This window comes from Bartonella sp. MR30HLJHH (genome assembly GCF_042194195.1).
In the GTDB taxonomy this organism is placed as follows: Bacteria; Pseudomonadota; Alphaproteobacteria; order Rhizobiales; family Rhizobiaceae; genus Bartonella; species Bartonella grahamii.
The window spans coordinates 1-13435 of sequence record NZ_JBHIMO010000012.1 but is presented as its reverse complement, the minus strand read 5'-3'; the positions used below and the strand labels follow the sequence as shown (position 1 = coordinate 13435).

Genomic DNA, 13435 nt, shown 5'->3' with positions numbered 1-13435 from the left:
TTTTCTGTAATAATAATTGATATGAATATCATTGATCTTTTATAAGATGATCTCTATATCACCATTATTATTTTTTAATATCAACAAATCACTTAAGCGTGCCTAAAATGCATAGAGATGTTGGTTTATTGATAAATATACCTGTTTATAAAATTTAAAATACTTTCCACCAAAAAGATAAACCCTATATATTACATAAAATATCTGTGGAGGCATCTTTATGTTAAACGTACAAACTTCTTCAATGTTTAAAATATTAAAACAATTTCCAATCGTGATTTTTTTGGCATGGTTAGTGCCATTTTTAAGTGGGTGCGGATTTAATACGATACCAACAAATGAAGAAAAAGCACATGCAGCATGGAGTGAAGTGCTCAATCAATATCAACGTCGTACAGATCTCATCCCCAATCTTGTAGAAACAGTTAAAGCTTACGCAGCTCATGAACAAAGCGTTTTCACAAATGTAATTGAAGCACGTGCAAAAGCAACGCAAGTCAACATTAATGCAGATATGTTGAATAATCCAGAAGTTATGCAGCAATATCTCAAAAATCAAGCAAATTTATCAAGTGCCCTTTCGCGGCTTATGGCTGTTGTCGAAAACTATCCGGATCTTAAAGCAAACCAGAACTTTCTTGCACTTCAATCACAATTAGAAGGAACAGAAAACCGAATTTCCGTTGCGCGCCGCGATTATATTGAAACAGTACGTGCCTACAATACTGCACTCAAAACAATGCCGACGATGATTTGGGCAAAACTATGGTTTCGTGATGCTAAACCTATGCCTACTTTTACCATCGATACTGATAGCCAACAAACACCAAAGGTTAATTTTAATTAATGAAAATATTTCAACACTCTATAAAACGTCGTACTTTTCTACGTTTATGGGTTCCTTTGAGTATTCTATATTTGATCATTGCATTGGGGAATGTCACTTACGCACACACTAAGTTTCCTCCCTTAACCGGCCATATCAACGATATGGCTCATTTACTTGATCATGCAACACAAAGAAATTTAACGGAAAAGCTAGCTACACTCGAAGAGAAAACAGGAGATCAAATCGTTCTTGTGACGCTCCCTACTCTTTCGGGCAATGATATAGAAACATACAGCAATTCTCTTTTTCGTACATGGAAATTAGGTCAAAAACAAATCAATAACGGCATATTAATCGTCATTGCACCAAATGAACGCAAAGCACGTATTGAGGTAGGCTACGGTCTGGAAGGAGAACTAACAGATGCCATTTCCTCTGTCATTATTAATAGCTTCATGATTCCTAATTTTCGTGAAGGAAATTATCAAAAAGGAATTGTCGAATCCGTTCACGCAATTATCAAAGTGATCACACAAAGTGATGCTGATTTTTCTTTTCGAATCAATCAAAAAGCTAAAGCTGTTGAAGAACAACGCAAACAAGCTGAAAAAGAAGAAATGATTATAAATACAATCACGTTTCTCATTCTCTTTATAGTCGTTGGTTTGCCCATTCTTGCTATGATTTTTGGTAAAAAAATAGGCCCACGAAAGTATCTTTGGCTGGGTATTGTCTTCACACCTTGGTTTTTAAACTTAAATGCGAGCGGTAGAGGTTCTGGTAGAATCTTTGGCGGACCTTCAGGGGGAGGAGGATTCAGAGGTGGTGGTGGATCATCAGGTGGTGGCGGTGCAACAGGAAGATGGTAAAACGAGCATAATGATTTTTTTAATAAAATTCATTGCACTTCTTATAAACTATCTCTTAATCCTGTTCTTTTTTTATTTTTCTGATTATAATACAAACTCAAACATCAAGATAAATATTACCAATGACATTTGAATTAAAACATACGGATCGTAATCACTTATCACATCATTTTAATGCAATTCTAGGAAATCCACCCGTTGAATGGAAGATAAGTAATCATCTAGTTGAGTATCCTGAAGCTCTGCGTTATATGCAAGAACGTGTAGAAAAAATTCTTGCAAAAACCGCGCATGAACAAGTTTGGCTTCTTGAACACCCTTCCCTTTATACAGCAGGGACGAGTGCAAATAAAAAAGATCTTTTGGCGCCTAATTTATTCCCTGTTTATGAAGCAGGACGTGGAGGTGAATTTACATATCACGGTCCAGGACAGCGTATTGCTTATATCATGCTTGATCTTAAACGCCGAAAACAAGACATTCGTGCTTTCATTAGTGCATTAGAAGAATGGATCATACAGATGCTTGCAAACTTTAATATTAAAGGCGAACGCAGAGAAGATCGCGTTGGTGTCTGGGTTAAACAGTCTCATTGCCCATCAAAACAAAATGATCTTTCTTCCGAAGATAAAATTGCAGCTATTGGCATTCGAGTGCGCAAATGGATAAGTTTTCATGGAGTTTCTATCAATGTTAATCCTAATTTAGCCCATTATTCAGGAATTGTTCCTTGTGGAATTACAAACCACGGTGTAACAAGCTTTCTTGATCTAGGTTACCCTGTAACAATGCATGATATTGATATTGCTCTCAAACACGCCTTTGAACAAATTTTCGGTCCAACAATTGATGTTTCCTAAGTGCATTGATTTTTAAATAAAAAACAGGCATAAAATTACTTTAATAAATATTTTATTTTATGAGGTAGATAGTTAAACGCTATGAGCGATAACAAAAAGGATCTTTTTAGTGTTTTAAATAAAGCCCAATCTCGGGTAAATACAAAAGAAAACACTCTGCAGTCTCCAATGAAATCAAAAGCGATGATTTCAAAAAAAAGTGCAAAAGATACGCAAGAAGATGACTATAATGCCCTCTCTATTCGAGTGCTTGAGGGTTTAGAGCCCGTACGTTTACGCCCTGGAATGTATATTGGTGGAACAGACAGTAAAGCGCTTCATCATTTATTTGCCGAAATTATTGATAACGCGATGGATGAAGCTGTTGCGGGTTATGCAGATTTTATTGAGGTCTCATTAGATAGGAACGGTTATATAACCGTTACAGATAATGGACGTGGTATTCCTGTCGAAAATCATCCTCAAATGCCTGAGAAATCTACTCTTGAAGTTATTATGACACAACTCCACTCAGGGGGAAAATTTGATGGAAAGGCTTATCAAACTGCGGGTGGGCTTCATGGAGTAGGAATTTCTGTTGTCAATGCTCTTTCTGATGATATGGAAGTTGAAGTTGCACGAGAACGAAAACTTTACCGCCAACGTTTCTCACGCGGTATTCCTCAATCTGGATTGGAAGATCTAGGAGATGTTTATAATCGTCGTGGTACGCGCGTTCGTTTTCATCCTGATCGTGAAATTTTTGGTGAAAAAGCAGCTTTTGAGCCAGAAAAAATCTATAAGATGGCATGCTCCAAAGCTTATCTTTTTGGTGGCGTAAAAATTCGCTGGACTTGTGATCCCGTCATACTTGAAGGCGCAAAAAATATTCCTGAAAAAGCTGTTTTTCATTTCCCTAATGGGCTTAAAGACTATTTACTCTCGTCACTAAAAGATGAATATCGAGTAACATCAGAAATTTTTTCTGGCAAAACACAACAAAATAATGGCCATGGCTCCGTTGAATGGGCTATTGCTTGGCATGGTGGTGATTCTTGTGTGCAATCTTACTGCAATACGATTCCTACAGGAGAAGGCGGAACACACGAAATAGGATTACGTCAAGCTCTTTTGCGTGGATTGAAATCCTACGCTGAGTTAATAGGAAACAAGCGCGCAACAATTATTACGTCTGACGATATTATGATTTCAACAGCCGCAATACTTTCAGTCTTTATCAGTAACCCTGAATTTGTTGGACAAACAAAAGATCGATTAGCAACCATTGAAGCACAGCGTATCGTTGAGAATGCAATCCGCGATCCTTTTGATCATTGGTTAGCAAATTCCCCGCAAGAAGCAACAAAACTTCTCGATTGGGTTATTGAACGTGCTGAAGAACGTGTTAAACGACGCCAAGATAGAGAAATAAGTCGAAAAACTGCTGTCCGTAAATTACGTCTGCCCGGTAAACTTGCAGATTGTAGCCAGAACCATGCTGTGGGTGCTGAACTATTCATTGTTGAAGGGGATTCTGCAGGAGGATCTGCTAAACAAGCAAGAAATAGAGCAAACCAAGCAATTTTACCTCTTCGTGGTAAAATCTTAAATGTCGCCAGTGCTGCACATGAAAAAATGAACTCAAGCCAAACAATTAGCGATCTTATCCTTGCTCTTGGATGTGGAACACGCTCCAAGTATCGTGAAAAAGATCTCAGATATGAACGTATTATCATCATGACAGATGCTGATGTTGATGGTGCTCATATTGCGTCACTGCTCATTACCTTCTTCTTTCAAGAAATGCCTGACCTTATTCATCAGGGACATTTATATCTCGCCGTCCCTCCCCTTTATAGAATATCGCAAGGAGGAAAAGTTGCTTATGCTCGTGACGACATTCACAAGGATGAATTACTCAAAACTGAATTTACTGGAAAAGCTAAAGTCGAAATCGGGCGTTTTAAAGGGCTGGGTGAGATGCGCGCGGAACAACTTAAAGAAACGACTATGCATCCTCAAAAACGTACATTGCTTCGTGTTTCTATTGATGCCGTGGAAATGCAAGAAACGAAAAAGACTGTAGAAAGTCTCATGGGAACAAAACCAGAAGCACGATTTCGTTTCATACAAGAAAATTCTACTTTTGCTTCTAATCTAGACATCTAATGTAAAAAATATCCCTTTCAAACCACTGCGGCTGCGTCAATCACACGCAGTTGCGGATTGGTCGTTCCATTCCAATAATTCAAACTAAGATGACCAGCTAAATGAATCATCTCACCAATATTTTCAAAAAGAAAATCACCAAGCGATGTCCCTACAGCACGAAAAGCTATTCCTTGCAGTTTTTTTCCTTCAACATTAGATACAATGAGGCGAAGATGTCCTTTACCAACTTCAGATAGATTCACCAATCGATGAGAGGGAAGAACAAAAACAGGTGTTGCATTCCCTGTCCCAAATGGCCCTGCTTTTTCAAGCAACTCAAACAGCGCTTCATTAACACCAGAAGCAGAAAGAGAACCATCTATACTAAGAGACTTTTTAGCATGCAACTCAGAAACCCTTAAAGAAACTTTTTCTTCTAGCCATTTTCGAAAGATTTCAATTTTTGTCGATTGAATTGTAATTCCTGCTGCCATACTATGTCCCCCTCCTTTTTCTAATAAATTTAATGTAACAGCTTCACGAACGAGTGCTCCTAAATCTATACCATTAATTGAACGTCCCGACCCTACGCCATTTCCATCTTCTTTTAAAGCAATAGCAAAAACAGGACAAAAAAAACGCTCTTTGAGACGGGAAGCAAGAATACCAATAATTCCCGGATGCCATTCTTTATGAGAAATTACAAGTGACAAGGGTATTTCTTGATCTTGATAAAGAGAAGCAATGTAAGATTCCGCTTGTGCTAATTGAATGTTCTCCATTTCTTGGCGTTCTTGATTAAGCTGATCTAATTGTTCTGCTATTCTGTCCGCTTCATCTTTATTCTCACAGCTAAGCAAACGTGCTCCCAAAGCCTGATCACCAATGCGCCCTCCTGCATTAATTCTAGGACCTAACAAAAAACCTAAATGAAAACTATTAAGCGGCTCCCCTATTCGTGCAACCTTTGTTAAAGCTGTTATTCCTGGATTATGCATAGAACGAGCAACTTGAAGCCCTTTTATCACAAAAGCACGGTTAACCCCCTGTAATGGAACGACATCACATATGGTTGCCAATGCAACAAGATCAAGCATACTTAAAAGATCAGGCAGCTGCCCTTGGAATTGTTTTTTCCGCAGCAAATGATGAACCCAAGCTAACGTAACAAAAACAACGCCCGCTGCACATAAATGCCCCTGTTTAGAAAAATCATCAGGACGATTAGGATTGACAAGAGCAACGGCTTCTTGATGAATCTCTGACATTTGATGATGATCTAAAATTACAACATCAGCACCAGCAAGCCTCGTTGCTTTTACCGCATCTGGACTGTTTGCGCCACAATCAACAGTGATAATTAACCGAGCACCTTCTTGCACAAGCATCCTCATTGCTTGTTCATTCGGACCATAGCCTTCAACAATACGATCAGGAATATAAATTTTGACTTCAATACCAAAATAACGAAAAAAACGCGCTATGAGTGCTGAAGAACAAGCACCATCAACATCATAATCACCAAAAACAGCAACCTGTTCTTGATTGAGAAGAGCCTTAACAATACGCTCTGCAGCGCATTGCATATCCCTAAAACTTTCTGGATCAGGCATAAGCGTACGTAATGTTGGATTAATAAAAGCAACAGCCTCAGCTTCATCCACATCTCTTGCTGAAAGTACTCGAGCTAACTGATCTGGAAAACCAAATTTTTGAGAAATAGCGCGCGCATTATTTATCCCTTGAACATCAAGGGCATCTAACCAAGCTTGACCACAAGCAGAAGATTCAACATTGAGAAAATAACGAGACCACTGCATTATTGCTCATTCTATAATGAAGAAAGATAAAATACAATCATGCGGTAAAGATAAAATAGTCTTTTGCAACATTCATTTTAAGTTTAAATGGTACACAAACTTCTTTTAATGAGGTATTATAATACCATTATCATAACATATTGTTTTATAAAGTTTTTATTTTCTCTTGACGTCAATCAAAAGACATTATATCAGAGCAAGGTGTATGCGTTAAATATTTCGCTATGGTAACAATTTTCAACGCAAAACAGTAAAAATTCCCTTATATTAAAAGGGTTCTAATAAAGGATACTTCTATGGCAACTTTTTCACAAAAGCCAACTGAAGTGGTGAAAAAATGGGTTATTATTGACGCAGAAAACCTTGTTTTAGGTCGTCTTGCCACATTTGTTGCTAACCGCTTACGTGGCAAACATAAAGCTACATTTACTCCACATGTTGATGATGGTGACAACGTTATTGTCATTAATGCAAATAAAATAGCTCTCACTGGCAAAAAATATACGGATAAAAAATATTATTGGCATACCGGCTATATTGGTGGAATCAAACAACGTACAGCACGTCAACTTCTTGAGGGGCGTTTTCCCGAACGCGTTATTGAAAAAGCGGTAGAGCGCATGATTCCTCGTGGTCCTCTTGGTCGCCGTCAATTGAAGAATCTACGTGTTTACGCTGGAAGCCAACATCCACATGAAGCACAACAGCCTGAATCTCTTGACGTTGGTGCTTTAAACCGCAAAAACAAAAGGATTGCTTGATTATGGCTGAAATTAATTCTCTTTCTGAGCTTAGCATAGTAACAAGTATTACAGAAACACATGAAAATGTTGTTCCTGTCCACGTGCAAAAGCTTGATTCACAAGGACGTGCTTATGCAACAGGAAAGCGTAAAGACGCTGTTGCACGCGTATGGATTAAACCAGGTTCTGGAAAAATCACGATCAACAATAAGGAATTTGACAAATATTTTGCTCGTCCTGTTCTTAGAATGATTCTTCGTCAACCAATTGTTGCAACAAACAGGGATACCCAGTTTGATATTATTGCAACCGTTGCAGGTGGTGGTCTTTCCGGACAAGCTGGTGCAGTGCGCCATGGCATTTCCAAAGCTTTAACCTATTACGAACCAGAACTTCGCTCAATCTTGAAAAAAGGTGGTTTTCTCACCCGTGATAGCCGTGTTGTTGAACGTAAAAAATACGGTAAAGCAAAAGCACGTCGTTCTTTCCAATTCTCAAAGCGTTAATTTCATTTTTTGTACAATGCATAAAGCCTCGGACAAAAACGGGGCTTTTTTAACTGCTAAAACAGATTTTTAGTAGAGAAAAATTTACACCGGTTAGAAGAAAACAAGAATGCAAAACAACCGATTCTCCTTAGACAAGAGCTAAAAAATAGATCAAAAAATTCAAAAGCTCAGTTTCAATTTTTAAAAACTTGTATTTTTTTAATAGACATATCCACGTGCTAGAATACAAAATATCTGTAATATAACTTTAGTTATCTCATAAGCTTTCCAATGTCTTTTTCTATCATTACTTAACAAGCTTCAATCCAAGAAATGCTTTACCATTGTGATAAAATGCGGGACAGAAATAGGTTTTGACATATATTCTTCACATCCACTTGCACGAATTCGTTCTTCATCCCCTTTCATAGCAAAGGCTGTTACAGCAACAACGGGAATCGATCTTAGTTCTTCATCTTCTTTTAATTGTTTAATAACATCTATTCCAGAGACCTCTGGCAACTGGATATCCACAAGGATAAGAGATGGCATTGATGAACGCGCCAAATCTAATGCCATAAGACCATTCCGCGTTTCAATGGTTTCATAGCCACTCGCTTCTACGAGATCACGGAATAGCTTCATATTAAGCTCATTATCTTCCACGATCATGACTTTTTTTGACATTAGTATAACTTCCACCCTTCTTAAACAAAGTAGATATGAATCTACATTCTCTTTGCTTAAGATAAAATGATAAAAAAAATTGTAAACCACAAAGAGACTAAAAGCTTCCAATAAAAGCTTTTTACGCAAACATTTGTAATACTCATCACTATGCTTTTTCATTTCATAAAAATGAAGCCCACAAATAGTCGTAAGATTGTATTACCGTATATTTTTTGAGTTAATATGCAAAGTTTATGGATATCTCAATTAATGCATTCGCGTTTTCATCATAAAAAAATATCAGCCACAAACTTAGCTCAAATGCGTATTTTAAAGAGGAAAAAATTTAAGTAGTCTTTAAAATAGCTGATTAGTTAAATTTAATGTGCCATATACTGCCATCCCCCAAACAATATCTTAAGGATAAACTTATCAATATCATTAAGAGTAAAATATAAATAAACCGTGATTAAATATCACGGTTTATTTATATAAAATATTCAACAACAGAATAATTCAAAGTTCATCAAGTAAAATATCTTTTAATTCAAAGCCCATGCACTATAAGCAAAAGCATCGAATGTTCTTCCACCTGTCGTTCTTCCGGGACTCGGTGGCTTTCTAGTAAAGAAATATACAAGATATGCGATTAAACCAAAAATCGCTGCCTCCATCCCCATTAAACCCGCGACTTTTTGGACATTTTTCTCAGCCCCTTGTCCTCCAAATTGGCTAATAATCATATCAACAGCTTTAATAACTCTATTTTCCTGTGTCATTACAGAAATGAAACCAGCATTTTGAAATCTACCATTTAAAGAATCGGCATTGGCTCCTAAAACCTGTGAAAAGAAAATAGCGACTGCAACCACACATACTATACAATGCTTAAATATTTTCATCATAACCACCTATTGACAATGTTTAATAAAATAAATTTTCTTTATCACCCCCTCTAAATAGAAAACATTACGTCGTCTATCGATAAGGTATATTTATCTTCTTATAATAAAAAAATATAATACAAAACTTTAATAATAATTTTATTTTAATTATTATTTTACATTATATTATATTTACAATATATCTGTTACATGTTTATTTTATGCTTGTCAATTATTTTATTCGTGTTTTTATATTGTATAATTTAATGTTAAAATGTGTTAAATTAAAATTATTTTATTGTTTTTATTATAATTTTAGCTTTATTACCATAATATATTATTATGTTATAGTATTAAAAAACACCAACATGTTGTTTTTTAGTTACACGTAGTGTTTTTTATATAATATAGTAAGATAAATATTTTTAAAATTTACAGAAAACAAAAAATACTTTATTGAAAGATTCTGATAAAATTATTTGCATTATTATAAATTGAGAAGAAATAGCTGCCCTAGCAAAAAATTAGCGTAAACTCCAGCTTAGCTCTTTGATTGAAAAAGCTAAATCAGATACAATAAGAGATAACTTTGGTGAACGCGCCAAATCTAATGCCATAAGGACATTATACATTTTGACGATTTCACAGCCTCTCGTTTCTACAAGAACGCGGAATAATTTTAATAAAGTTCTTTAATAAAGTTCATTGTCTTCCACGATGATAACTTTCTGACTTTTATATCATCCCCCTAATCCATTAAATTTACGAATTGTTTTCTTATAACTTATGAAAGTCATGGCAATAAAAAGAAAAGCGCTCAACAGAAGGTATCCAATATTCCATTCATTTTTACCCAATAACAGTGAAACGGGCAAAGAAGCAGAAAAAGCCATAGGAAGCATAAACAAAAACCATTTTACGATGCTTAAAGGATAAATGCCTATTAGTACAAATGACAGCTCGTAAATCATTTCATGAAAATATTCGACAGGCATCTTACGGCTAATAATAAATGTTATAAAATTAAACATCATGAAAAAACAAATATTGACGATAAAAACACAAAATATTGCAACAATAAAAGAGATCCATCTGAGCTTAAGATCGGATATATTCGGTAATGATACAAATAAATAGGCACTAACATAAAGAACAAAGAGCTTGATCAGATTAAGTGGTTTACACCAACCAAACAACATCAACAACCAGATTGAAACAGGCTTTATAAAGTATGGCTCGATTTTACCATCCGCTACTTTTTCAAAAAATGTTTCAATAGAATTAGTAAAAATATTCAAAAATATTCCAAGTAAAACAAAGACAACAAAGATAAAATGAATTTCATCTGTGCTATAGTTACCGATCTTTCCTGAAAAAGAAGATATTCTATCAATAAATATGAATTGAATAAAATAATAGCATAGAGAAAGAATAAACTCCCCAGCCAAATTCTTACCATAAACAATCTGTCGGCGGATATTCAGACTGATAAAATGAAGGATTATTTTCATCTCAACCACCCGCTCCATTATATGCTTTCATTCCTTTATTCCAAGCAATATAAATTAAGAATAAAAGACACAAAATATAAGTAAAACTTCCGAAAATAAACTGCTGAAACAACGCTAAATTTTGCGTCGCGAAAAACTCGGCAGGAGCTGATATCATGAAACGATAAGGATTAAATTGCATGAACGGAATAAGCCAGACCGGCCAAAAAGATGGTGGTAAAAGAACACCCCCAAGAAGCGCTGAACTGAGAATACTGAAAGAGAGTAATATATTGTACTCAATCACCCAAAAGCTTAATAAGGCAATTCCAAAAGAGAGTAAAAAACAAAGCAATTGTGATAGAATAACAATGAGAAAAAAGAATAGAAAAGCGATGACCAATCCCAGAATATTTTCATAAGATGAAACAAGCTTAACAACAAAAAGAGCCAATAACGGGATGCTATATAATACACTCTCTCCTAAAAAAGTAAAAAGCATTTGTGTCATATAACTGAAGGGCTTTGTAAGATATACTTCTAATTGACCTTCTTTAACATGATGAGAGAAAAACTTAATCACATTATAACCATTATTTAAGCGTCCTAGGACTAAAGCAAAAGCATAATAATACATCATATCATGAAAGCTAAAGCCATTTATGGTGTTGCCCATATCAGAGAAAAGTGCATTCCATAATAGAAGTTGAATAACAAATGGCGAAAGTGTTCCAATGATAATGTCGGTAAAAAACATTACTCTATCACTTAGAACAGTGAGTAATCCATTCTTGGCAAAAAGAAACATGCCAAAGCAGTGGTTAGATAAATTCTTTAAATTTAACACGGAGCATCTCTTCAAGCGAGGGAGTGGATACAGAGAACGTACAGTTCAGTTCGGTTGTAATTTCGCGTACAAAACGTGCAAAATCCTCACGGGGCAGCGAAACCTCCAGTGAGCATTCTTCAGTGTTAAAGTGCTTATCCTTTAAAGAAGTAGATGATTTCAACGCAATCTCATCAATTTTTTCTACAACAGTTGAAGGTGCGGCCAAGTGTTCACAAAAAAGTGTCATTCTCACCAAAGAAGGAATGACATTTTTAAGCGCATGAAGATTGCCATGAAACTGTTTCTTTCCCTTATGCAAGAGAATAATATCATCGACGTATCCATCAATATCTCCCATATCATGACTTGTGATGATATACCCTGTGCCGCGCTCCCTTTTCAGTTTTTTAAGAAGCTCCCTGATTTCATGCTTAGATGTAATATCAAGACCAATACTTGGCTCGTCGAGAAACAGTAATTTAGGTCTAAAGGAGAGATTAAATGCCAATTCACTTTTCACTCTCTCACCCAGACTAAGCATCCGCACTGGCTTATCCATAATATGCTCAAGACCCAGCAACTCTGTAATCTCTTTAAGATCACGGGTAAAAGAAGCGCGTTCAAGACCATATAATGGTTGAACCATATCCAGACTGTAGCGTAAGGACAAATCCCACCATAAACAATTCTTATGACCAAAGACCACACCCAAAGACTTGAATAGATCTTTCTTCGCTTTATAAGGATCAACACCAAGGACTTTAACACATCCCTCATTAGCATATTGTATACCAGAAAGTATTTTAATCAGTGTCGATTTACCCGCTCCGTTAGGGCCAAGAATTGCTAACGATTGCCCTGAAAAGAGGGTGAAACTCATATCTTTTAACACATGATGATTTGTATAAGCCGGCTTGAAGAGAGAAAACACCTTGTTTTTAAAACCAATTCCTCTGTCAATGTTGCGATATATTTTTGAAACGTTATTAACGTCAATCAATAATGATCCCATCCATTACTCCTAATTTCAACTTATCCCCCCCTTTGAATGTTCCCATAATAAATATTTGTTTTTGTTCACTAGACAAAACAAAAGTGTTCAAGCCCTCCTTAGAGCAATAAAATGCACCTGATGTTTTATCTCCAATTTTTTGTCTAGATATTTTTTCAATGTGATGAGTTCACTTCAATGAAGCATTAAGATACTAAAAACTTATTTCTTCTTTTATGAAAGATAAACTTTTGGATAAACTAAGTAAGTAGAAAAATAATTGCTCATTGAAAAGAGAACTTTGCTAATAAGCCTTCATTGTATAAGAAAAGATACAAAGCATAAATCTATACTATAAGCATATCAAACCACATTGATAACAAAACAAACTTCCTTGACCACAGGAATTCTTTGAGAAGATGCTTTTCCTAAGCATTACTATAAAATGCCTCAATTATCTCCCATGAAAAAATTAAAATTGCCTTCACTATTTTAGTAAATATCCTTCAGATTTTATCTAACTCATCTCCCTCGACAGACACACCTCCCCAATATATGACCTCTATAGGTAATTCAAAGGAGCAGCTTCATCAGCTCAGATTATTAAATAACGCACCATATCCAAAAAGAACAAATGAAGTTTCTTTACTCTGTTTCAGCATTGCAACACTACTTATTTGTCTAATAACTTACTGTATTTATACAGCTTTTTTACAGTGAGGGACGCGTAAATAAAAGTTAGGGAATAGGATTTTCTAACATTTCTCTATAAAGCACGCTTCGCACAATGTTTCTAATGTTTCTTTGAAGTCTGCTAACGCTTCTTGATGTAA

The 13435-nt window shown here is 35.7% G+C and carries 12 protein-coding genes; 6 read left to right on the top strand and 6 right to left on the bottom strand.

From position 1 onward, the window contains the following. Positions 1-220: 220 nt before the first annotated feature. The 4 genes from ACFIKR_RS07025 (at position 221) to parE (ending at position 4706) form a co-directional block, all read left to right on the top strand. Positions 221-847 carry a LemA family protein gene (locus tag ACFIKR_RS07025; protein ID WP_375656134.1) on the top strand — a complete coding sequence of 209 codons (627 nt, stop codon included), beginning with the start codon at positions 221-223 and terminating at the stop codon, positions 845-847. Then, the gene (locus tag ACFIKR_RS07020; protein WP_375659354.1) at positions 847-1698 is read left to right on the top strand and encodes a TPM domain-containing protein; all 852 of its coding nucleotides are present in this window, start codon (positions 847-849) and stop codon (positions 1696-1698) included. The genes ACFIKR_RS07025 and ACFIKR_RS07020 overlap by 1 nt, the downstream gene beginning before the upstream one ends. Before the next feature lie 122 nt (positions 1699-1820). Continuing rightward, a complete protein-coding gene (lipB, locus tag ACFIKR_RS07015; RefSeq protein ID WP_375635860.1) occupies positions 1821-2558 on the top strand; it encodes a lipoyl(octanoyl) transferase LipB in 738 nt (245 codons plus the stop codon). Positions 2559-2639: 81 nt separating this feature from the next. Continuing rightward, on the top strand, positions 2640-4706 hold the full coding sequence (gene parE, locus ACFIKR_RS07010; RefSeq protein WP_015856542.1) for a DNA topoisomerase IV subunit B: 2067 nt from the start codon (positions 2640-2642) through the stop codon (positions 4704-4706). Between the two features lie 17 nt (positions 4707-4723). On the opposite strand, the gene recJ is transcribed toward parE, so the two are convergent. Beyond that, positions 4724-6508 (bottom strand): single-stranded-DNA-specific exonuclease RecJ, encoded by a 1785-nt coding sequence (gene recJ, locus ACFIKR_RS07005; protein WP_375659353.1) that lies wholly within the window; start codon positions 6506-6508, stop codon positions 4724-4726. A 296-nt stretch (positions 6509-6804) separates the two neighbouring features. On the opposite strand from recJ, the gene rplM reads away from it, so the two are divergent. Further along, positions 6805-7269 (top strand): 50S ribosomal protein L13, encoded by a 465-nt coding sequence (rplM, locus tag ACFIKR_RS07000; protein ID WP_375635857.1) that lies wholly within the window; start codon positions 6805-6807, stop codon positions 7267-7269. 2 nt (positions 7270-7271) lie between these two features. Then, positions 7272-7757, top strand: a complete 486-nt coding sequence (gene rpsI, locus ACFIKR_RS06995; protein ID WP_015856545.1) for a 30S ribosomal protein S9 — start codon at positions 7272-7274, stop codon at positions 7755-7757. A 303-nt stretch (positions 7758-8060) separates the two neighbouring features. Here rpsI and ACFIKR_RS06990 read toward each other — a convergent pair whose 3' ends face one another. From ACFIKR_RS06990 to ACFIKR_RS06970, 5 genes are all read right to left on the bottom strand, one after another. Continuing rightward, positions 8061-8426: a response regulator gene (locus ACFIKR_RS06990; protein ID WP_015856546.1), complete on the bottom strand. Its 366-nt coding sequence runs from the start codon at positions 8424-8426 to the stop codon at positions 8061-8063. A 524-nt stretch (positions 8427-8950) separates the two neighbouring features. Continuing rightward, on the bottom strand, positions 8951-9310 hold the full coding sequence (locus ACFIKR_RS06985; RefSeq protein ID WP_375635927.1) for a hypothetical protein: 360 nt from the start codon (positions 9308-9310) through the stop codon (positions 8951-8953). 722 nt (positions 9311-10032) lie between these two features. Next, positions 10033-10821 (bottom strand): ABC-2 family transporter protein, encoded by a 789-nt coding sequence (locus ACFIKR_RS06980; RefSeq protein ID WP_375659352.1) that lies wholly within the window; start codon positions 10819-10821, stop codon positions 10033-10035. Continuing rightward, positions 10805-11629 carry an ABC-2 family transporter protein gene (locus tag ACFIKR_RS06975; RefSeq protein ID WP_375659351.1) on the bottom strand — a complete coding sequence of 275 codons (825 nt, stop codon included), beginning with the start codon at positions 11627-11629 and terminating at the stop codon, positions 10805-10807. The genes ACFIKR_RS06980 and ACFIKR_RS06975 overlap by 17 nt, the downstream gene beginning before the upstream one ends. Next, the gene (locus ACFIKR_RS06970; RefSeq protein ID WP_375659350.1) at positions 11604-12623 is read right to left on the bottom strand and encodes an ATP-binding cassette domain-containing protein; all 1020 of its coding nucleotides are present in this window, start codon (positions 12621-12623) and stop codon (positions 11604-11606) included. Before ACFIKR_RS06970 ends, ACFIKR_RS06975 begins: the two co-directional genes overlap by 26 nt. Positions 12624-13435 lie beyond the last annotated feature (812 nt).